This is a genomic window from Halanaerobium congolense, assembly GCF_004366375.1.
Lineage (GTDB): Bacteria > Bacillota > Halanaerobiia > Halanaerobiales > Halanaerobiaceae > Halanaerobium > Halanaerobium congolense.
The window spans coordinates 25,584-47,708 of the sequence record NZ_SOEF01000002.1 but is presented as its reverse complement, the minus strand read 5'-3'; the positions used below and the strand labels follow the sequence as shown (position 1 = coordinate 47,708).

The following is a 22,125-nucleotide window of genomic DNA, read 5'->3' as shown; positions in this document are numbered from 1 at the left end:
CTCCTGCATATTAGCAAACAAAAGTGTATTTTATTTAATTGTGACATTTTTATCAATATTAACAAGTAAAAGACCGCCGATTAAGACGGTCTAAAACTCAGTTATAAAATAGACTTAACTGTTATAATGTAAGTAATTTTGAAATTTTTTGATACTTTTTCTTACCTATACCTTTAACCTTAATTAAATCAGATTTTTTAGTAAAGTTACCATTTTGCTCTCTATAATTTACTATTCGTTCTGCATATGCATCACCAATACCAGGTAATTCAGCTAATTCAGAAGCTGCAGCCTGATTAATGCTTATTTTTTTAGATGCCTTAGTTTTCTTTGGCTTCACCTCAGGCTTTGGCTTCACATCAGGCTCATAAACCTTAATTTGAACTTCTGATTCATCACCTTTTTGTAGAAGTTTCTGTCCCTCATCTCCGTTTAACTGACGGTAGAGTTCGGAATATTTTTGAGCTGAATTATGCCAGCTGTAATCAAGATTCATTACTCGAGTGACCAGCTTATTCCAGATTCCTTTCTGATCATAAAAGGAAACTGCTCTTTCAATTGTATGCAGCATGTCGTGGGCATTATAATTTGCAAAACTAAAACCAGTACCCTCACCGGTTTCTTCATTATAAGCAACCACAGTATCATTTAAACCACCAGTTTCTCTAACTACCGGAATAGTTCCATAGCGGAAACTAATCAGCTGACTTAAGCCACAGGGCTCAAAGCGGGAAGGCATTAAAAACATATCGCTTCCTGCATAAATCTGATCAGCAAGCTGGGCATCATATTTAATATTAACTGATAGGTCATCTGGATATTCAAGCTGTTTTGCCTTAAAGAATTCTTCATATTCTCTTTGGCCGGTACCCAAAATTAAAAACTGAGCTCCGGTTGCCATTATTTCATCAAAAACAGCTTGTACCAGATCTAAGCCTTTCTGCTCGACCAATCGAGAAATAAAGCCAATCAGTGGTTTATCACCATTTACTTCCAGACCCATTTTTTGCTGAATATGAACCTTATTTGCAATTTTTTTATCAACTTCCCCTTTTGAAAAACGAACTGCAAGGTTTTTGTTTGTTTCTGGATCAAATTTGTCATAGCTAATACCATTTAAAATACCGCTTAAGTCATCAGCCCTTAATCTAAGAGCATAATCCAGACCTTCACCAAAATATGAAGTCTGGATCTCATTTGCATAACTTTCACTCACTGTAGTTATATGATCAGCATACATAATCCCTGCTTTCATATAATTAAGTAAGCCGTTATGTCTAATATTACCACTTGCCCAGTGATGTGGAGCTACTCCTAAAACATCTCCAGCAGCATGACCATCGAACTGTCCCTGATAGCGAAGATTATGGATTGTAAATACTGTTTTAATATCCTGGTAATAACTCTGCTGACGGTAACGATCTGCAAAAAGCAGTGGTAAAGGACCTGTCTGCCAATCATTTGCATGAATAACATCTGGTTTAAATCCAATTACAGGCAGCATATCTAATACAGCTTGGGAAAAGAAAGCAAATTGTTCATGCTTATCTTCATTCTCATAAATTGAATCACGATCAAAGTAATATTGATTGTCTATGAAATAAACTGGAACTCCGTCTTCTACTAATTTATTTACACCTAAATATGTATCCCGCCAAGCTAATTTTGTTCTGAAATGACAAACTGATTCCATTCTATCCTTATATTTTTTTGGAATCTGTCGGTACTGTGGAATCACCAATCTTACATCATGACCCTCTTCTATTAATGCCTGTGGTAATGAACCAGCTACATCAGCTAATCCCCCTGTTTTAATAAATGGGTCCGCCTCTGAAGCTACAAATAAAATTTTCTTTTTTTCTTTTTTCATGGAGCCACCTCCTATAATTATACACTCAATCTCTATCTACTGCCTAATAATTTACAAAATCAACTAAATTTTTATGATCTATACATTTAGTTTATTAAAATTGCAGTTCAATGTCAACTAATTATATTTTCTGGATGGCTGCCTGCAGAAAAACAGTTCAACTATAATGATTAATTAAAGGGAAATTAAATTAAATAGAGAATAAATATAATACAACAGCAGATTTATCTTTATTTACTTCATTAGGTTTATTAAAATAAATTTCGAATCAAGTTTTAGGGGGGAGTTTAATGCCAAATAAAAATTATCCTGGTGACTATGATCGTTATCTTTTTCATCAAGGAAGACATTATGAAAGCTATAATTTTCTAGGAGCACATCTTACTGAAGAAAATGAAAAAAAAGGGGTGCGCTTTACCGTCTGGGCTCCAAATGCTGAAGAAATTAGTGTAATTGGTGACTTCAATGATTGGAATAAACGTAAAAATCCGATGCAAAAAATTAAAGACTCCGGAATTTGGACTACCTTTGTCGAAGGTGCAGAAAATAAAATGTATTATAAATATTGGATTCGAGGTTATAGAGGTGTAATTAGAATTAAAACAGATCCCTATGCCCGCAGACAGGAAAAAGCTCCAAAAACTGCCTCACAAATTTATGAAGCAAAAGATTACAGCTGGAATGATAAAAAATGGCTTAAGAAAAGAAAAAAATCTAATCATCTTAGAGAGCCTATAAGTATTTATGAGATGCATCTTGGCTCGTGGAAACAAGATGATGGGGAATTAATGAACTATAGAGATATTGCAGATGAACTTGTACCTTATATAAATAAGATGGGTTTTACTCATGTTGAGCTAATGCCTTTAACAGAATATCCGTTTCCGGGTTCCTGGGGTTATCAAACTACAGGTTATTTTGCCCTAACTTCTCGTTACGGCACCCCTGAGGATTTTATGTATTTTGTTGATCAGCTCCACCAGAATGATATTGGAGTAATTATGGACTGGGTGCCAAGTCATTTCTGCAAAGATGACCATGGTTTAAGATTATTTGATGGTTCACAGCTTTATGAAAGTTCTGACCCCAGAAGGGCAGAAAATATTCAGTGGGATACTTTGAATTTTGATTTTGCTCAAAATGAAATTTGGAGTTTTTTGATTTCTAGTGCTAATTATTGGGCAGCAAAGTTCCACATTGATGGTTTGAGAGTTGATGCTGTCAGTAATATGCTTTATTTAAATTATGAGAAAGAAGATGGTCAGTGGGCTGCTAATGAATATGGAGGTTTTGAGAATTTAGAAGCAATTGAATTTATCAAAGAATTAAATACCGAGATGTTTGAACGCTATCCTGGAATTCTTATGATAGCTGAGGAATCAAGTGCCTGGCCGCTAGTAACTACCCCTGCCCATGAAGGTGGTTTGGGCTTTAATTTCAAATGGAATATGGGTTGGATGAATGATACTCTTGACTACATGGAAAAAGATCCTGTTTATAGAAAATGGGAACATAACAAGTTGACATTTTCCAGCATGTACAGTCAAAGCGAAAATTATGTGCTGCCGCTTTCTCATGATGAGGTAGTTCACGGTAAAAAATCTCTTGTAAATAAAATGCCGGGAGATTACTGGCGTAAATTTGCAAATTTACGACTTCTTTTCAGCTACATGTATGCTCATCCCGGCAAAAAACTGCTTTTTATGGGGGGAGAATTTGGCCAATTTATCGAATGGAATTACAAACAGAGTTTAGACTGGCTTCTGCTTGATTATGATCAGCATCAATTAACTCAGGATTTCATGCAGGAACTAAATCAGGTTTATCTGAAAGAAAAGGCGCTTTGGGAATTAGACCATGAAGCAGAGGGTTTCCGCTGGATTGAAGCAGATGATAATGAACAAAGTGTAATCAGCTTTATAAGAAGTTCTGAAAATGGATCTCAAAAATTAATTATTCTCCTAAACTTCACCCCAAATCCAAGAGATAATTATCGAATTGGGGTTCCCGGACCTGGAAGTTATGAACTGATTTTAAATAGTGATCAAAAAGTATTTGGTGGTTCAAACTACGAAACTGCTGCTCGAGTCAAAGCAGAAGCAAAGCCTTTCCATGGTTTTGACTATTCGATTAGTATCAATCTACCGCCACTGGCCGGAATTTACCTAAAATATAAGCCGGCAAAAATAGATAAAAAAGAAAAAACTAAAGCTGAAGTTAAAAACAAAAAAATAAATGAAAATACAAATAAAAAAGTAACCAATAATAATTAAATTTTTAAACTGATTCTATCTGCTTTAAAGGAGGTATTAAAATGCCTAAGGAAGAAATGATAGCTATGCTGCTGGCTGGTGGTAAAGGTACCAGACTTGGAGTATTAACAAGGAATATTGCTAAACCTGCAGTTCCTTTTGGCGCTGAATACCGTTTAATTGATTTTCCCTTAAGCAACTGTTCAAACTCAGGCATCACTACTGTAGGAGTTTTAACCCAATATAAACCCCTGATTTTAAACAGCTATATAGGCAGCGGCAGCTCCTGGGATCTTGATCGACACAACGGAGGTGTCACTGTACTTCCTCCTTATGTCAAAGAAGGTGGGGGTTCCTGGTATAAGGGGACTGCTGATGCAATTTATCAAAATATAGAGTTTATAGATATTCATGATCCGGAATATGTGCTGGTTTTATCAGGTGATCATATCTACAAAATGGATTACTCAGAAATGCTAAATTATCATAAAAATAAAAATGCAGATGTTACAATTGGAGTTTTAGAAGTACCCTGGGAAGAGACACATCGTTTTGGTATTATGAACACCAATCAAGATCAAAAAATTATTGAATTCCAGGAAAAACCAAAAAATGCCAAAAACAATCTGGCTTCAATGGGAATTTACATTTTCAACTGGGAATATCTAAAAAAATATTTAAAAGCTGAAGCTGAAGCAAATGATGATTCAGCAGGTGATTTTGGTCATGATATTATTCCACAAATGATGGCCGATCAACTTAATTTCTATGCCTTTACTTTCAAAGATTATTGGAAGGATGTTGGTACTGTTGAAAGTTACTGGCAGGCCCATATGGATCTTTTAGGTGAAAATCCTGAATTAGATCTACAGGATAGAAATTGGATTATTTACAGTGTAAATCCAAATCGTCCACCTCAATACCTTTCGGAAGATGCAGTAGTAGATAATTCCATGATCAATAAGGGAACTCAAATCATGGGAACTGTCAAAAACTCGGTTCTTTTCTTTGGGGTTAAAGTTGCCCGTAATGCTGTAGTTGAAAATTCAGTTATTCTGCCAAATACTCGAATCAGCAGTGGTGCAAAAATTAAAAATTCTATTGTTGGCAGAAATGTAATTATAGAAAAAGATTCTCAAATAGGTATAGAAAATGAAGATCAGGATTTAAAAATCACAGTAATCGGTGATGATGAAGTAATCCCAGAGGCTTCAAATATTAAAGCAGGAATGGTGGTGGGATAAAATGATGACACCTATCTATAAAAAAGGCGGAGCAAGTATGAATAATGTAATGGCTATCATAAATAATGCTCTGGATGAATCATTTTTAGATAAACTAACGGGCCACCGCTCTTTAGCTTCTGTTCCTTTTGGAGCCCGCTATCGCTTGATTGACTTTCCTCTATCTAATCTGGTTAATTCTGGTATCACCAATGTAGGACTTTTACTTCAGACCAAGTACAGATCATTAATGGATCATATTGGATTTGGTAAGGCCTGGGATTTAGATCGAAAACGAAATGGACTTTTTATTTTACCGCCTGCCCATATTTATCAGGCAAATAGAGCCTATAAGGGGGATCTCCAGAACTTTGCCAGTAATATAGATTATATTAAAAGAAGCACTCAGGAATATGTAATCATCGACAGCCCCAATGTGGTAGCAAATATTGATTACAGAGATGCTTTTAAATACCATTTAGAAAATGAAAATGACATTACAATAATTTATCGGGAGCTGAATGTTTTTCGTCGAGACACAACTTATACGGTAATTAACACTGATGATAATGACCGAATTATTGATATGAAAGTTAACCCAAAAAAGAATTATTATAAAAAAATTTCTATGCAGAAATATATAATGAAAAAAGATCTGCTTTTAGATATTATTGATGACTGTATTTCAAAAGGCGAATGGGATTTTATTAAAAATGCAATTATTGGTAACCTGGATAATTTAAAAATCTACGGTTACCCTTTCCATTCTTATGCTGCAGTTATCAACTCAATTAACGGCTATTACAAAAGCAACCTGGAACTATTAAAACCAACTGTCTGGCAGGATTTGTTTTTAAAAAATGGCCCGATCTATACTAAACCAAAAGACGAGGCACCTACTGCTTATAAAAATGGAGTTAATGCTAAAAACATTCTGACTGCTAATGGATGTTTGATTAAAGGTGAGGTAAAAAATAGTGTGCTCTTTCGAGGAGTAAAAATTCATCCAGGAGCAACAATCAAAAATTCTATTATTATGCAGAAATCAGTGATTGGAGCCAATGCCTATCTAGAAAATGTTATTTTAGATAAGGGAGTTCAAATTACTGCTGATAAATCATTAAAAGGAGATACGAACCTCCCAATGATTATTTCCAAAAATACAATAGTCTAATAACGTGTAAAAAGGCATGTAGATTTTTTCTACATGCCTTAATAAATTCTATAAATTGATCAGCTGCCAGAACCGCTCCAGCTTTTTCTTTAAACTTAACTCCCAGCTCTGCTTCGGCAAATTTTATTAAATTTCCCTAATTATTGGTTCACCTTCAATCAGGTCACCGTAATCATCTACAGTCCCATCATTAAGAGCTGTTTCGATTATTTTACGGCCCACAGGATGTAAACCAGGTTCTAAAAAATCTCTTAAACATTTTTTAAAGAAATCAGAGAGAATCTTACCTCCAATATCATAGGCCTTTTCGCCTACTTCTGCCTGACGGTGAACCTGCAGAAATTCTCTTTCAATATTTTGGCCTTCAACCAGCAGTTCCTGCAGTGAATATCCAAGCAGCGGCATTCGAGCCGGCCTCAGCTGATCTTCTGTAAACCAAGCTCCACCCCGACGAGCTAAATATTCTCTAGTTATCCATTCGGGCATAAATCCAACTTTCCAGGCACCGATGTGCTGGTTTGGAATTAAAATATATTTTACTTTTGGAGTGTCCATGATCTGTTCTAATAATAAATTAGCCTGATCAACTTTCTTCCCCGTTGCAAAAGGCCAGTAAGAGCCAACTCCTTCAGAGCTCATTCCATCTCCAGTAATAATACTTGGATTTCCATACCCTCTCGGAGCAACTAAACGCCAGAGCCAGGCTAGAGCTGGTGGTAAAACATGAAATAATCCTAAAATTCCATAAGTAGGATTTTCCTTAGTACAGGGAGGAACTCTCACCCCAAAACTGCGGACATCAATTGATAACGGTTCTTTTAGAACATCAGGTATAATATCTCTAGGAATAGTAACTCGAGGGTTAGGACATGGTTTATCCGGCTCATCTTCTATATGCTCCCAGATTAAAGCTGTACTATTTGGTGCAGCATCAATATTTAGAAACAATAAAGGTTTATCTGGATCAGCTGTAATTGCCTCCAGGTTTGGTTCTGTACCATACTTATCAATATGATCTACCCTTACAAACCAAGAATTCTCAGCATCCATTAAAGTTAATTTTCCATTATCTTTTTGAAGTGAATTATGACAGATTGCCATATCATCAGTCATCGGCCGCAAACCACAACCCTGTGGTAAAGTTATATGAAATTTTTCCTCTGTCATTAAATTTTTTCCAAAAAGTAATCGCCCACTTCTTTCACGATGCATGTCCTCTAACATTTCACTTTTACCACCACCGCTGGCACCTTCATGTGAAATGTTAACTGTATTACCATAAGGTGTTACTACCTGAACAGCTGAGCAGTGTAAAGTTACCCATTCCTCTTTTTCACCTTGATTAATCAGCATTCCATAAACTCCCTTTTTAGCACTGGGACCTGGATATAAATTATAAGCAAACATTTCATATTTAGTATTCAGCCTGCGGTGAACCACAACCTGCTCACCATTAAAATGAGTGTGTCTAAAAGGAGGTGCAATATAAATATGAGAGGTAGGTTTAAATACTTCTTCCAGCTTGCGAGTATCAACAATCCCCTGCAGTAATGAAAGACCAAAAGCAAAAAAGGCAGCATTTGCTGGTACAACAGCTAGTGCTTTAACACCTAAGCCTTTTGGCCCAGTTTCAAAAAAGAAAAGTGCAAGTTCTTGCTTTTTTAACCAAGCAAAGGTTTCTGCACGCATTCCATCTTCAAACTTTTCACCAAAACGATTTTCATATTTTTCCTTATCTGTAGCCTTTTCATCTGCAATCAGCATACAGTTAGGATCACGCCGCCTCATATATGGTTCAGGATAATTTGCAGAAATACCATTCCTCACTTTACAGACGACTGCTTCTACAACTTCTCCTCGTCCAGGAATATCATATTTCACTTCCTGACATCCATTTTTTGCGTCTCTTACAGAAAGATCTTCCAATTGCTGTTCATTATGAGCAACAATATATTTAGGACAGGCTGCAAGCAATTCTTCAACCTCTTCCGGTAGTTCAACATTTTCTAAATCCTTATCTCTTTCTAAACTCTTAACTTTAACCATAAGCTGCTATCTTCTCCCTTCTTAATCTTATCTTAAAACAAATTAAGATTTCCACAATTTAAAATAAATTAAAATACTCACTGCTCAGTTACTTGTTATTTATTTTATCATAAGAGCAGAAAAGCTACAAGCTTTTAATAGCCTGTAACTAGATCTGCAGCATAAATTACCATACCTGTTATTGGGGGCACTAAAACTTCATCTGAATGAAAAAATCTAATTGGTTCAGTTCCTGCTTCTTTGTCATCAACAACAATAGCCCAGGTCCTATTTTCCGGAAGATGAAACTGATTCCATTCTTTAGAAGGGTTTAACAAAACTAAAATTGTACTCCAGGAATCCTCATTGGCATTATTGAAAATACCATAACCTACAGTTCCAAATGGAGAATTTATAAAATGTAAATGTTCTTTAATATCTGATCTTTTTCTCATCCTAAAAGCAGGATGATGGCTGCGGAGGTTGATTAAACCTTTGATATAGCTGAAATGATCTCTATAAGTGGTCTTTCTTTCCCATTTCAATTCATTTACTGAAATATCAGAGGCAAAACTGTTTTTATCACCAAATTTAGTTCTCAAAAATTCAGTTCCAGCCAGCATAAAAGGAACTCCCTGAGAAGTTAATAAAATTGTCTGGCCCAGCTTGTGCATCTTCTTTCGCTGCTCCTCATCAGCTCCAGGACAGGAGCGGGCCAGCTTATCCCAAAGTGTCAGATTATCATGAGCTTCTAAATAATTAATACTCTCTCCCGGATGAAGGGTAAAACCATATAAACGTCTTTCTTCTAATCCAATTGAGCCAATTATTCCTTCATTAATTTCTCTTTCTAAACCAATCGTTCCCTGAATAAAACCTTTTTCCGTGCCATCACTATTTCCTTTAAGCGCATTTCGATAATTATCATTAAAAACTGAAATTCCCGTCCCTTTTTGATCACTTTTTCTAATCTGCTGATAGCGGTGCAGCTGCGGCTCAATCGCTGTCCACGGTTCACCATAAACTAAAACTGAAGAATTTTCTTTGCGCAGCTTATGTTCAGCTAAAAGCATAGTTTCACGATCAACAGCGGCCATTAAATCAAACCTAAAACCATCTATATGATATTCTCGACTCCAATACAGCAGGGAATCAACAATATATTTACGCATCATCTCTCGTTCAGTTGCGATTTCGTTTCCACAGCCAGATGCATTAGCAAACTTTCCATCTTCAGTAAAGCGGTAAAAATAATTGGGAAAGAGCTTCTGAAAAGGTGAATTCTGAGTGTGATAAGTGTGGTTATAGACTACATCCATAATCACACCAATTCCATAAGCATGAAGCGTTTTTACCATTTTCTTAAACTCATAAATTCTGCTCTCATTAGACGGGTTGGAAGCATAGGATCCTTCTGGAACCATATAATATAAGGGGTCATAGCCCCAATTATAATCATCAGGATCAGTGTCATCAACTGAGGCAAAGTCATAAACAGGAAGTAAATGGACATGGGTTACTCCTAATTCTTTTAGATGGGCAATTCCGGTCAACATACCCTCTTTATTTACACTATGTCTTTCCGTAAAGGCACTATATTTACCCTTATGTCGAATCCCACTTTCTTTTGATGCAGAAAAATCTTTAACATGCAGTTCATAAATTACAGCATCAACCGGATCTTCAAGTTTCACTTTCTGGTCATGAGTCCAAGTCGGAGGATGAATTTTATCTGGATCAACAATTAAACCATAGTTACTATTTGTTCCAACTGCCTTGGTCCAGGGATCAACAAATGTATATTCTTTACGGGGTAGTTTTAATCTCAACTGATAATATTTTCCGTAATATTCTTTTGAAAATTCAATCTGCCAGGTATCACTAATTGAAGCTTCTAACTCAAATTCAGCTGACTTCTTACACCCCTGATCATCAGCATAAATTTCAATAGCTGCTGCCTGGGCAGGAGGTGACCAAATTTTATACTGTATCTTATCTTCAGAAAACGTTAAACCTAAGTCATCGCCTGCATAGTATAATTTTGCCGGCTTTGTATTCAGCTTTTTTTCAAACATAAAATCATCTCCACTACTAATGTAATTTTATTTAAAATTAGCATTATTTTTAAAGAAATTAATTGTAATTTATTGTCTATACTATTATTTATTCTTTATCTTATTAGCTATTCCTGCCAGTTTTTTGGATTAATTCTTTTAAAAAACAGGTTATTTAAAATTTATGTAGAAATAATATATTTAAGAACAGCTTAAAAATTAAAATGTGAGGTGAGAGTATTGTTAACAATTCATGACAGTTTAACTTTCGAAAAAAATGATTTCGATATAACTGCTTATGGAGAAGTTTTACTAGATATGATTTCTAGAGAAGAAGCACCACTTAAAGAATGTGCTAATTTTACCCGCTATTTTGGTGGTTCTCCAGCCAATGTCTTAGTCAATATGCAGCGCTTAGAAAATAAAACAGCCTTTATTAGTCGAGTCGGTAAAGATGAATTTGGCGAATATTTGACAGAAATTTTGAAAAAAGAGGGTGTTAATCTCGACTGTCTGCAGCATGATCAGGAAGAAGGAACACCAATTATTTTTGTCAATAAAAGTAAAAAAACACCTTCCTGGCTTGCTTACAGGGGAGCAGATATTAACATAAAGATAACTGAAAAGATATACAATAAAATAGATAATTCTTCAATCTTTTTTACTGGAAGTTTCATACTCTCCAAAAATCCTGCGAGGACAAATGCTGTTAAAGCTGTAGAACATGCAGTTGAAAAAAATAAAGTTTTTGCTTTTGATCCAAGTTTTAGAGCTATTCTGTGGCCGGAAGGTAATAAGGGTAGTGAAATAATCCGGGAACTCTTAGCTCAAGCGGATTTTATTAAACCCTCTTTAGATGATGCCTATCATCTCTATGGCCAGGATCATCCTGAAAATTATCTAAAAAAATATCATAATGATGGAGCTAAAATTGTTATTTTAACCTTAGGCAAAGATGGAGTTCTACTTTCTGATGGGAAAAATGAACCGGTACACATCCCGGTTTTTTCAGAAAAAGTTGTTGATGTTACTGGTGCCGGTGACTCTTTTTGGTCCGGATTTTTAACTGGAATTCTTAAAGGACTTCCAATTGTTGAAGCTGCCAAATTAGGAAATGCAGTTGCAGCTTTTAAAATTCAAGGTGTTGGTGCCCTATCTTCTGTTCCACCATTAATGGAAATTATATCTTACTATGATATTCAGCCAATTGAGGGAGGTAATTTTAATGCGTGAAATTAAACATGCAGCATTTTTAAATCCACAGGGAAACTTTGATCCTAACGACAGCTATTGGACTGAGCATCCAGATTTTGGAGGCCAGCTGGTTTATGTTAAAGAAGTTAGTAAAGCTTTAGCTAACATGGGAATTAAAGTCGATATAATAACCCGGCAAATAAATGATCCTGACTGGCCTGAGTTCAGCAGCCTTTATGACAGCTATCCAAATTGTGATAATTTACGAATAATTCGCTTACCCTTTGGTGGAGATCAATTTCTGCCTAAAGAAAAGTTATGGCCTCACTTAAAGGAATATATTGATGCAATCGCCGAATTTTATGATGAGGAAGCTGCTTTCCCAGACTTTTTTACCACCCATTATGGTGATGGTGGGCTGGCAGGAGTTTTATTGAAAGAAAAAATGGAGACTCCATTTTCATTTACAGGCCATTCACTTGGAGCCCAAAAAATGGACAAATTAAATTTTTCTAAAGCTAATTTTAATCAGTTAATAGATAGATTCAAATTTCACAGCCGCATTATAGCAGAAAGATTAACAATGAAATTTTCTAACCAAATTATAGTCAGTACTACTCAGGAAAGAATGGAACAATATTCTCATCCATATTATAAAGGAGCTGTGGATGTAGATAATGATAATAAATTTTCTGTCATCCCACCTGGAGTTAATACTGATGTTTTTGACGGAAATTATTCTAAAGCAGCTGCTGAAATGATTGAAAAGTATTTAAATAGAGATTTAGACCCTGCAGGACTTGAAAAACCGGCAGTAATTTGTGCCAGCCGTCTTGATCAAAAGAAAAACCATTTAGCACTGGTTAAAGCCTTTGCTGAAGATCAAGAACTGCAGCAAAAAGCAAATTTAGTGATTACCCTCCGTGGTATTGAAAATCCATTTGAAGATTACAGCTCTGCAGCAGGAGAAGAAAAAGAAATCTTAGATCAAATAATGAAAGTTATTGAAGAATATGATTTAGAAGGCAAAGTTTCTATGTTCCCTTTGAGCAGTCAAAAAGAACTGGCAGAATGTTATGGTTATCTTGCAGAAAGAGAATCAGTTTTTTCACTCACTTCTTTCTATGAGCCTTTTGGTTTAGCACCGGTAGAAGCAATGGCAGCTGGTTTACCTGCAGTTGTGACTAAAAATGGTGGTCAAAGTGAGATTATGGCTGATGATGAATTTGGAATTTTAATTGATCCCGAAGATCCTGCTGATATAGCAAGAGGGCTCAAAAAAATTGTAGGTGAAAGTTCAATTTGGAGAGAATATCAATTAAAAGCTAAAAAACGAGTAGAAAGTAAATATACCTGGGAGCAGACTGCAAAACGCTATCTTAAAGCAATGGAAAAGGGTTTAAGCATTAAAGTACCAGTAGTTCATAACAAAATTCCAGCCTACTATTTTCTGCCTGATAGTGATAATGAGCATAAATTATTAGAAAAATTTAAAGAAAATGTTTTCAAAAAATAGACATTTGCTAATAATTTGATATAATGAATAGATAGGAATAACTATTATTAGAAAAAAACAGAAAAATTTTAGTTAATATTAGGGAGTGATTTGTTAATGAACAACAATAAGCCACATACAGCTTATTTCTGTATGGAATACGGATTAGATGAAAATATGCGTATCTATGCAGGTGGACTAGGTATTTTAGCAGGAGATATTCTCAAAGCGGCAAAAGAATTTTCTTATCCTGTAACAGGAATTGGACTTTTATGGCGCAAAGGTTACTCAAAACAGGTAATCAATGCAGAAGGCAGACCAGAAGACCAGCATCCTGTAAATAAAGAAATTTATAAACATGCAGTAGACACTGGTGAAACAGTATCTGTCACAATTAGAGAGCAAGAAGTTAAGCTTAAAATATGGAAGCTAGACAAGTTTAACAATGCCACTTTATATCTCTTGGATGCCAATCTGCCGGAAAACAGAAAGTATCAGACAATTACCGATGGCCTTTATGATGGATTTAATGAAAAAAGAATTGCCCAGGAAATTGCATTAGGTATTGGTGGAGTTAGGGCTATCCGCAAGCTTGGCCTTAATATCGATATTTATCATTTCAATGAAGGACATGCCGCTCTAGCAGGAACTGAATTAATTAGAGAAAAAATTGAAACTGGCATGGACTTCCATACAGCCTGGAATGATGTTAAAGATGAAATTGTCTTTACAACTCATACACCTGTTAAAGAAGGAAATGAGTCTCATAGTTTAGATAGTCTTAAAAAAATGAGTGCTTTTAATACTTTAACTAGAAAACAAATGAAAGAAATTGGCGACAGTCCTTTCAGCATGACAGTAGCAGGTTTACGCCTCTCTAGAGTGTCTAATGGTGTTGCTAAATTACATGGTCAAACTTCACGAGAAATGTGGAAAAATGTTGCTGGTAAATCTCCAATCATCTCAATTACCAATGGTGTTCATAGAGGCACCTGGGTTGATGATAGAATTGTAGAAAATATGGGAGACACTGAAGCTATTTATAAAACACATCAGACTATGAAAAAAGAGTTGGTTGATTTTATCAAGAAAAGAAATGGGGCTAAGCTTGATCCAGATAAGTTAATTATCGGTTTTGCCAGAAGGGCAACAGCCTATAAGCGTCCTAATTTAATCTTTAAGAAATCAGATCTGATTGACCCTTATTTAGAATCAGGTGATGTTCAGATAGTCTTTTCTGGTAAAGCTCATCCAACAGATGATAATGGTAAAGAAATCGTAGCTAAGCTGGTTAAAAAAGCGAAAGAATTCCCAAATAGTGTAGTTTTCTTAGAAGATTATAACATGGAAATTGCCCGCTACATGACCCGCGGTGTTGATATTTGGTTAAACAATCCCCGCAAACCACTTGAAGCAAGCGGTACTTCCGGTATGAAAGCTGCTATGAACGGCGGTCTGAACCTGAGTATTCTTGATGGCTGGTGGGTTGAAGGCTGTGAGCACGGAATTAATGGTTGGCAGTTTGGAGACGGTTATGTAGGTGAAGGTCAGGATGAAAGTGATCTTTACGCACTCTACAGAGTCTTATTAAATGAAGTTGTTCCTACTTTCTACGGCAATAAAGATCGCTGGAAAGATATGATGATGGAAAGTATTGCTACAACTTATGAAAGATTCTCTGCTAAAAGAATGTTAGAAAGATATTATGCTGAAATGTATAATAAATAAATAATAAAAAGAATTGGCTATAACCTTCATAACGACTTTCATTAATAAATAATAAGCTGTAGTTCCTAACTCGCTTCGCTCAAACATGGGAACTACCATCGCTTATTATTTAGATTTAAGTCTATTTAGGTTAAAATGCCAATTCTTTTTTTATTTATATTTATTTAGAAACATTAAAATTAAGGCCTACCCGAACTTGTCTGACGGACTCGATGTCCTAATGCTGAGCTGACTATTCGTTATAAAATGAAAGCTCAGTGAGCCAAACAACGGGTAGGCTTTTCTTAATTTTATCTGCTTTTAGGCTATTTCGACTAAATTGCTAATTACTTTTAACCAGCATTGATTTTTGTAACTCCTCTTTTGTTTCCTTGTCCAATAAATATTCAACTAATGTCATTGCAAATTCCACGGCAACACCTGCTCCTCTACCAGTAATCAAATTACCATCAATTACAACTCTATCCTCCTGGTAGTTACAGGATGTCATATCCTTATCATAACCAGGATAACTGGTTGCTTTTCTTCCATCTAAGATTCCTGCTGCTTCAAAAACAATTGGGGCCGCACAAATTGCTGCACATAATTTATTTTCTTCATTCAATTTTTTTATAATGTTACGCAGTTTATTACTGTCACGTAAATTAGCAGCACCAGGCATTCCACCAGGTAAAACTACAGCCCCTAAATCAGCAGCATCAATCTCAGAAATCACAGTATCAGCTTCAACCTTTATTCCGTGATCACCTTCTATCTTTTTGCTTCCAATACCTGCAGTTATAACATCAAGTCCTGCTCGTCTTAAAACATCAATATTGGTAACTGCTTCAATTTCTTCAAATCCTTCAGCCAACGGAATTAAAATCTTTGCCATAAATTAGCCTCCTTTAATTCTCTTTTGAGTCTTCTCTCTCTTTTTTATCTTCACCTTTAACTTCTTTCTTTTCCATCGTCTTAGTTTTATTTAAATATTTTGTTAAATCATCTGGTAATGATTTTAAATGATAATCTCTTTGTGGAAATGGAATTTCAATCTCATGTTCTTTAAAATAATCCCAGATAGATAATAAAACCTGACTACGAATATTCTGGATTCCATTCCTGGGATCACTAATCCAAAAACGGATTTCAAAATTAACTGAGCTGTCACCAAATCCCATTAAAAGCACATTTGATTCAGGTTCATTTAAAATTCTATCCTTTTCCTCAATAGCTTTCATCATTAATTCCTGGACCAGCCTTAAATCACTATCATAGGAAACCCCAACTTCTGCATCTACTCTAACTAGTTCATCACTATAAGACCAGTTAATTACTTCTTTTGTAATAAAATCTTCATTTGGAATTAAAAATTCTTTACCTGAACGAGTTACAACCGAAACAAAGCGAGTATCTAATTTTCTAACCCAACCATAAACATCTCCAATTTCAACTACATCCCCAGGTTTAATTGATTTATCAGCTAGAATAATAATCCCACTAATAAAATTAGATACTATCTTCTGTAAACCAAAACCTAAACCAACACCAATAGCACCACCAAGAAATGCAAAAGCACTAAGGTTAATTCCAACAGCACTGAGTGTAAATAAAATTGCTGAAGTAAAAATTAAAAATTTAGCTATTTTGTTTAATAATACTTTAACTGAAGGAGTTAAATCATTACTTTTATCTATTCGACCTGTTACCAATCGACTCAGCTTCCCAGCAAGCCAAAATAAAATACTAAATATGATTACTGCCTTCATTATTAATAATAATGAAATTCTTAAGTTACCGCTGTTAAACGCTAAACTTTCTAAAAAATTTACAGTCTCCTGGTATATATTTAAGATTCTTAATGCTGCTATTATCCAGATTAATGCTGATAAAAATCTAAACATTTTATTTCTCGGAAAAAATAGAGTAATAGTTTTTACTACCAACCAGGCTGATACTAAGTTCCCAAAAATACTTATAATTACAACTGGTAAATTAAAGGCGACAGCAGTTACATAATAAACCCCAATTAAAATCATTAAAATCAAAGGAAATAATAATTGATCAATTATTCTAATCTTTTTTCGTTCTTTTAAAACTTTAATTTTATCTAATAATTCATCAACATGTTTATATAAAATTTTAGATAAAAAATAAGCAGCAGCTATCATAAAAATAAAAATTACTAATTCAATTAAATTACTCCATACAAACAGATAATTTTCAACCTTATCTATAATAAGCTGTCCATATTCTTCTATTTTTATATCTTCAAGCATTATAGCACCTCACTATTATCTCATATCATATCTTAATTATTTGCTTTTTAATATTTTTAACACCAGCTGTGACTCTTTAGTTTTTAAATAACTGAACGAATAAAAACATTCTGCATGAAAAAAAGCAGTATAAATGAAATCAAAGCTGCTGTGATTGGTGTTAATATCCAGCCAACTCCAATTTTACCCAGTAATTTAAAATTAATATTCCGCCCACCTTTGGCAAGACCCAAACCTAAAACTGCTCCCACTACTGCTTGTGAACTGGAAACTGGTACCAGCGGTAAAGAAGGCAGATTTAACATTATTAAAAAATCTTTCAAAGTTGAAGAAGCAAAGACAAAAAGTGTTGTAGAGCTTGCTAAAACAACAATAAAAGCTCCAATTGGTGAAATGTCCATGATGTTGGATCCAACTGTAAGCATAACTCTTTTTGAGTAAGTAACAACTCCCACTGAAATAGCAATTCCTCCTAAAAGAAATAACTGCTGTGCTCCTGTAAAGGTTAGGAAGCCTAAATCATAATTTGGAATCTCCATGATCCCGGTAAAAACTCCCATTACATTTGCAATATTATTCGCCCCCAGTGAGTAAGCACCAAAAGCACCAACAATTAAAAGCCCCCAGCGTGTATAAAAATCAAGATGCAGCAAGTGTATTTTAGCTTTATTTAGGCGTTTCTTAAAAATAAAATATAAGATTACTGCAAAAAAGCCTGACAAAATAGGTGAAAATATCCAGGCACCAACAATTTCTCTTAAAACATCTAAATCTGTCGCAAAACCGGAATAAAGATTCCAACCAATAATTCCCCCAACAATTGAATGTGATGTGGAAACAGGAAGACTTAATTTAGTCATCCAGGAAACAGCAACTGCTGCTGAAAAAGCAACAACAAAGGCTGCTGGTAGAGTTCCTACCTGCCCTAAAGCTCCCAGTGTATGTGAGGCTCCAGCTCCACTGACTACAGCTCCTAAAATCACAAAAATCGTCATAATCAAAGCTGCCGTAGAAAACTTAACCATCCTACTTCCAACAGCAGTACCAAAGATATTAGCTGCATCATTTGCTCCCAATGACCAACCCAAAAATAAACCGCTGGAGAGATAAATCATTATTTCAATCATTTCTCACACACCATCCAATCTTATTTTTAAATTCTTCTTTTAATTGCTGCTACCGAAACATCTTCACTAACACTTTCTGCCTGATCAGATAAAGCTGCAATCTCTTCGATAAAATATCTCAGCTGTAATTTATGAGCTATATCAATTTTTTCAAACTGCTCAGAAAATATCTTTCTTTTGAGCCTCTCTTCATTTTTATCTGCCTGATGTTCAAAAAAATGAACTTTATTTACATAATCATTGACCTGCGAAATCTCTTCGAAAAATGCCCTGACGACTTTGACCAGCATATCCACAGCTTCTGTGCTGTTTTCTACTAATTCTAAAAACTCATTTTCTAATTCTTCTGGAATAAATGGCTTTTCGATAGAAATTTCATATATTACTTCTTTAGCTAAATCAGTAATGGTGTCAATTTCTTCGATAATACCCAGAACATCAGCTCTAGATTCAGGTATCAGCATATATTTATAAAGCTTATATTTTATATCTTTTTGGTGTTCATCAGCATTGTTCTCTATTTCTTTAATATCTGTCAAAGACTCTTCAAAAAGTTCAAAATTCTTTTTAATATATCTGCTTAAATCTCGTTTAAAAGTTAAAGACCCCTGGTTAACAAGATCTAGATACTCCTTAATCTCTATTTCCAATTCTTTTGAACGACCAAATAATATGTGGGGCATCACTGTCACTCCTTTAAATATAGTTTTAACTCCTCCGCTAAAGAGGAAGCATCTTTAAAATGAATAACTCTTATTCCCTTTGCTGAAGCTGCCTCAATGTTTTTTCTGGAATCATCAATAAATACTGTTTCTTCAGCCTCTAAATCAAATTTTTTAAGTAAATAATCATATATTTCAGCTTCCGGTTTGATCATTTTCACAGCAGCCGAAATCACTCGACCATCAAAATAATTAAAAAAATCATATTTATTACTTACATAATCAAAGGCTTTTTTATGAAAATTTGATAAAATATATAAATTATAATTTTTAGCAGCAAGCGATTTTAAAATTTTAAGGCTGTCTTTTTTTACTGTCAATATTTTTTCCCATTCAGCCATTACATCTGCAATTTCAGCTTTTAAATTAGGATTTCTCTGCTGCCAGATTTTAACTGCTTCTTTTTGATTAATAGTTCCCCGATCTAACATTAACCATTCTTCAGTTTGAAAAATTTCTGATTTTAATTTTTCTTTTATTTTTCCCTGATAATTCAAATCTATTAAATATTGCTCAGGATCAAAATCTAAAAGCACATTTCCCAGATCAAAAATAATATTTTTAATCAAAATTCCACACTCCTCTGCTCCTATTACTTATATATACTATTCTCGCTTAATCAAATTTTCCCTTTTTATTTTGACTTTTAAAGCAAAAAATCCGACACAAAGTGGTCGGATTTAGATATCAAGTATAACAATATTAAGTTCAGTTTACTGCATCAACTGCATCAACTGTTAAATATAATATTTAATATTTTTTCTTATTCAATTTCCGCTTTCATTTTTTCAATTAGTTGATTGAATCGCTTATTATAGCCTTCCTGAAACTCTGATACTTTCTGGGCCAGCTGCTGTCTCATTTGAGCATTCATTCCATTTTGGCTATCAGCATTTCTATTTTGAGCAGCAGCTAAAGGGTTCTGACCCTGGCCCTGAGACTGTGCTTGTTCTAAATGCTGTTTTACCTGTTCATCAAGCTGTTTCTTCTGAGTTTGATACTGCTGCTGCAGACTCTGAGCCTGGGTAAACTGTTTTTCAAAAAAGGTACTGTTTCCACTTTCTTTAAGTGATTCAACAGCAACAACTGCTTCTTTTCGTCTTTTAATTTGTTCCGAAGAATTGCGAAGTCCAATTGATTCAATTAACATCAGCTGAGCTTCTTTTAAATAAGCTTCATCTTTATCTTTTAATTCATGCCACAAAGCCTCAGCATCCATCTCTTCTTTAAAAAATGGTGCCATAATTTCCTTTAAATTTTCTCTAATCTCTAAAGAATTAACATCATCAGCCTTAGCTCCATAAACTTCATCTGCTCTTTCCATAGCTTTTTCATAAGCGCTTTTCATAATTATCAGTCCTCCTTAAACAGATCAAAAAATCTATCTTGATATGCATTAAAAACTCCCCAGCGATCAAGCTCCTTTTTTAATCTTGAAGGAGCTTCATCACCATTTTTAACCATCTCAAACATTTTTTCGATCTCTTCACTGGCTGCAATTGGCAGTCCTTCAAGATTTCTGGTAACTACGGAATATCCCTGATCATCAGTACTTAAAAATCCTTTTTCCTCATAATCAGGAAGCTGTGATTTATAAGCACTTTTCAGCACCAGGTTCTGAATAAACTTCATTAATGAAACATCCCAAAGTTCATCTACTCCCTTAATAATTACAGTTAAATTATTATCTTTATCATCATTTTGATCAATTTTGTCTCTTATTTCAGCTTCAGCCTTTTCGAATTCTCTGCTGATAGTAAAAGTGCTGATTGATTCTTTGCGATAATTCATTTTATAAAGCAGTCCAGCCAGATCAGGATTATCACGTGCAATCATCTGCATTGCGTCCTTTGCTTCACCACTAAAGCCGCTCATATTTATCATATAATCCGGAGTTAAAAGCTTGGGCTTCTCCCAGGTTATTTTTCCTTCTCTAACCTTAGTTTCTGGACCCTCATCCGGAAATTCATCTAAATAATATGGCTTGCTGAGCACATAATAGTGGAGAGTTGTATCATGATCAGTAGAAATTAAATCATCTGGTTCAAGCAAAATCTCTGTGTTTTCCAGTACTTCTTTAATTCTCTGCTTATCTTTCATTTTTAACTCCTCCTCTCAAGCCCAAATGGAGTATATTAATCTTATCTATATATTATATTATACATTAAAAAGAGAGTCTAAGTCAAAAGTCTATGAGAATCCTTTAATTTAGTTATAAATCCTGCCTATAACTGGCCAAAAATCTAAAAAACACTGAAGCTAAATTTATTTAACCTCAGTGTTTTTTATTCTAATTATTTTGTTGAAAATTAATTAACGCCTTACCGATAATTAAAGAAAATACAGCAGCTACAATTATTTCTGGAATACCATTTGTTGCTGCTACTGCTAGAGCTGCACTTAAGGGTAGATACCCTCTTACAACAGCTAAAGTTAGAACTCCTGCAGTATTGACTATAGTTCCTACTGCTCCTGCTAAAATCAGAGAAGTGCTCTGACTAATATTTTTAGTTGAGCGGTAAGCATAATAAGCAGCTATCCCAATAAAGAGTCTCGGCAGGATGGCTATAATTGGATCAGCAAAAATTGGATTTGTTGCTCTGAGAAAACTAAAGACTCCAAATATTAATCCAATTAACAAACCAACTATAGGTCCTTCGATAATTCCCCCTAAAATAGCAGGCAGATGCATTATTGTTGCATGTCCAGCTGCACTCGGCCAGGGTATTAATCCTAATCCTGTAGCACCTAAAATGATAGAAATAGCCCCCAGCATACCAGCAATTACGATCTGTCTTGTTTTGAGTTTTATTTTCTTTTCCTCCCATCCCAGTCCATTGATCCAGGTGGACTAAACTTATTGTATTTAACAGTTTTAATAACGGGTACAGATCTCTAAAAAAGTTTCTGTCCCAACTGTTATAGCTATATTATAATAATTATCAACTTAAATAACAAGGATTTTAGGAAAATTTTCTTAAATTATTTTCTAAATCTCCAAAA

Annotated in this window: 17 protein-coding genes; 6 read left to right on the top strand and 11 right to left on the bottom strand. The window is 34.7% G+C overall.

Annotation, left to right across the window (positions count from 1 at the left end):
* Positions 1-121: 121 nt before the first annotated feature.
* On the bottom strand, positions 122-1,870 hold the full coding sequence (gene glgA / locus C7954_RS01065; protein WP_110300833.1) for a glycogen synthase GlgA: 1,749 nt from the start codon (positions 1,868-1,870) through the stop codon (positions 122-124).
* Positions 1,871-2,160: 290 nt separating this feature from the next.
* Here glgA and glgB point away from each other — a divergent pair, with 290 nt between their 5' ends.
* From glgB to glgD, 3 genes are read left to right on the top strand one after another with little or no spacing between them, the layout of a single operon-like run.
* Positions 2,161-4,143, top strand: coding sequence for a 1,4-alpha-glucan branching protein GlgB (gene glgB, locus C7954_RS01060; protein ID WP_134058476.1), 1,983 nt, complete (start codon positions 2,161-2,163; stop codon positions 4,141-4,143).
* Positions 4,144-4,184: 41 nt separating this feature from the next.
* Entirely contained in the window at positions 4,185-5,366 is a 1,182-nt protein-coding gene (locus C7954_RS01055; protein ID WP_134058473.1) for a glucose-1-phosphate adenylyltransferase, read from the top strand.
* Position 5,367: 1 nt separating this feature from the next.
* On the top strand, positions 5,368-6,519 hold the full coding sequence (gene glgD / locus C7954_RS01050) for a glucose-1-phosphate adenylyltransferase subunit GlgD (protein ID WP_133505718.1): 1,152 nt from the start codon (positions 5,368-5,370) through the stop codon (positions 6,517-6,519).
* 126 nt (positions 6,520-6,645) lie between these two features.
* Here glgD and C7954_RS01045 read toward each other — a convergent pair whose 3' ends face one another.
* Positions 6,646-8,565, bottom strand: a complete 1,920-nt coding sequence (locus tag C7954_RS01045; protein ID WP_134058470.1) for a DUF4914 family protein — start codon at positions 8,563-8,565, stop codon at positions 6,646-6,648.
* 134 nt (positions 8,566-8,699) lie between these two features.
* Positions 8,700-10,619: a type I pullulanase gene (gene pulA / locus C7954_RS01040; RefSeq protein WP_134058466.1), complete on the bottom strand. Its 1,920-nt coding sequence runs from the start codon at positions 10,617-10,619 to the stop codon at positions 8,700-8,702.
* Positions 10,620-10,829: 210 nt separating this feature from the next.
* On the opposite strand from pulA, the gene C7954_RS01035 reads away from it, so the two are divergent.
* From C7954_RS01035 to glgP, 3 genes are all read left to right on the top strand, one after another.
* Positions 10,830-11,831, top strand: a complete 1,002-nt coding sequence (locus C7954_RS01035) for a carbohydrate kinase family protein (RefSeq protein ID WP_243833628.1) — start codon at positions 10,830-10,832, stop codon at positions 11,829-11,831.
* The gene (locus C7954_RS01030; RefSeq protein WP_134058463.1) at positions 11,824-13,308 is read left to right on the top strand and encodes a glycosyltransferase; all 1,485 of its coding nucleotides are present in this window, start codon (positions 11,824-11,826) and stop codon (positions 13,306-13,308) included. The genes C7954_RS01035 and C7954_RS01030 overlap by 8 nt, the downstream gene beginning before the upstream one ends.
* 96 nt (positions 13,309-13,404) lie before the next feature.
* Complete coding sequence (glgP, locus tag C7954_RS01025; protein ID WP_134058460.1) at positions 13,405-15,015, top strand: alpha-glucan family phosphorylase; 1,611 nt, start codon at positions 13,405-13,407, stop codon at positions 15,013-15,015.
* A gap of 322 nt (positions 15,016-15,337) precedes the next feature.
* Here the strand turns inward: glgP and C7954_RS01020 are convergent, their stop codons facing one another.
* The 8 genes from C7954_RS01020 to C7954_RS00985 form a co-directional block, all read right to left on the bottom strand.
* On the bottom strand, positions 15,338-15,889 hold the full coding sequence (locus tag C7954_RS01020) for a DJ-1 family glyoxalase III (protein WP_110300825.1): 552 nt from the start codon (positions 15,887-15,889) through the stop codon (positions 15,338-15,340).
* 13 nt (positions 15,890-15,902) lie between these two features.
* Positions 15,903-17,273, bottom strand: a complete 1,371-nt coding sequence (locus tag C7954_RS01015) for a mechanosensitive ion channel family protein (protein ID WP_133506022.1) — start codon at positions 17,271-17,273, stop codon at positions 15,903-15,905.
* 83 nt (positions 17,274-17,356) lie between these two features.
* A complete protein-coding gene (locus C7954_RS01010; RefSeq protein WP_134058457.1) occupies positions 17,357-18,400 on the bottom strand; it encodes an inorganic phosphate transporter in 1,044 nt (347 codons plus the stop codon).
* 26 nt (positions 18,401-18,426) lie between these two features.
* A complete protein-coding gene (locus C7954_RS01005; protein WP_134058454.1) occupies positions 18,427-19,083 on the bottom strand; it encodes a DUF47 domain-containing protein in 657 nt (218 codons plus the stop codon).
* A 5-nt stretch (positions 19,084-19,088) separates the two neighbouring features.
* The gene (locus C7954_RS01000) at positions 19,089-19,691 is read right to left on the bottom strand and encodes an HAD family hydrolase (protein ID WP_134058451.1); all 603 of its coding nucleotides are present in this window, start codon (positions 19,689-19,691) and stop codon (positions 19,089-19,091) included.
* 194 nt (positions 19,692-19,885) lie between these two features.
* Positions 19,886-20,470 carry a hypothetical protein gene (locus C7954_RS00995; protein WP_089656033.1) on the bottom strand — a complete coding sequence of 195 codons (585 nt, stop codon included), beginning with the start codon at positions 20,468-20,470 and terminating at the stop codon, positions 19,886-19,888.
* Positions 20,471-20,475: 5 nt separating this feature from the next.
* On the bottom strand, positions 20,476-21,222 hold the full coding sequence (locus tag C7954_RS00990) for a hypothetical protein (protein ID WP_110300821.1): 747 nt from the start codon (positions 21,220-21,222) through the stop codon (positions 20,476-20,478).
* A 190-nt stretch (positions 21,223-21,412) separates the two neighbouring features.
* A complete protein-coding gene (locus tag C7954_RS00985; protein ID WP_089656035.1) occupies positions 21,413-21,964 on the bottom strand; it encodes an ECF transporter S component in 552 nt (183 codons plus the stop codon).
* Positions 21,965-22,125 lie beyond the last annotated feature (161 nt).

What these genes read in the sequence shown, in the direction of transcription:
- C7954_RS01010 (WP_134058457.1), bottom strand. Translation starts at nt 18,400, where the DNA reads ATGATTGAAATAATGATTTATCTCTCCAGCGGTTTATTTTTGGGTTGG.
- glgD (WP_133505718.1), top strand. Translation starts at nt 5,368, where the DNA reads ATGATGACACCTATCTATAAAAAAGGCGGAGCAAGTATGAATAATGTA.
- C7954_RS01005 (WP_134058454.1), bottom strand. Translation starts at nt 19,083, where the DNA reads ATGCCCCACATATTATTTGGTCGTTCAAAAGAATTGGAAATAGAGATT.
- C7954_RS01045 (WP_134058470.1), bottom strand. Translation starts at nt 8,565, where the DNA reads ATGGTTAAAGTTAAGAGTTTAGAAAGAGATAAGGATTTAGAAAATGTT.
- C7954_RS01055 (WP_134058473.1), top strand. Translation starts at nt 4,185, where the DNA reads ATGCCTAAGGAAGAAATGATAGCTATGCTGCTGGCTGGTGGTAAAGGT.
- glgP (WP_134058460.1), top strand. Translation starts at nt 13,405, where the DNA reads ATGAACAACAATAAGCCACATACAGCTTATTTCTGTATGGAATACGGA.
- C7954_RS01030 (WP_134058463.1), top strand. Translation starts at nt 11,824, where the DNA reads ATGCGTGAAATTAAACATGCAGCATTTTTAAATCCACAGGGAAACTTT.
- C7954_RS01015 (WP_133506022.1), bottom strand. Translation starts at nt 17,273, where the DNA reads ATGCTTGAAGATATAAAAATAGAAGAATATGGACAGCTTATTATAGAT.
- glgA (WP_110300833.1), bottom strand. Translation starts at nt 1,870, where the DNA reads ATGAAAAAAGAAAAAAAGAAAATTTTATTTGTAGCTTCAGAGGCGGAC.
- pulA (WP_134058466.1), bottom strand. Translation starts at nt 10,619, where the DNA reads ATGTTTGAAAAAAAGCTGAATACAAAGCCGGCAAAATTATACTATGCA.
- C7954_RS00990 (WP_110300821.1), bottom strand. Translation starts at nt 21,222, where the DNA reads ATGAAAGATAAGCAGAGAATTAAAGAAGTACTGGAAAACACAGAGATT.
- glgB (WP_134058476.1), top strand. Translation starts at nt 2,161, where the DNA reads ATGCCAAATAAAAATTATCCTGGTGACTATGATCGTTATCTTTTTCAT.
- C7954_RS00995 (WP_089656033.1), bottom strand. Translation starts at nt 20,470, where the DNA reads ATGAAAAGCGCTTATGAAAAAGCTATGGAAAGAGCAGATGAAGTTTAT.
- C7954_RS01020 (WP_110300825.1), bottom strand. Translation starts at nt 15,889, where the DNA reads ATGGCAAAGATTTTAATTCCGTTGGCTGAAGGATTTGAAGAAATTGAA.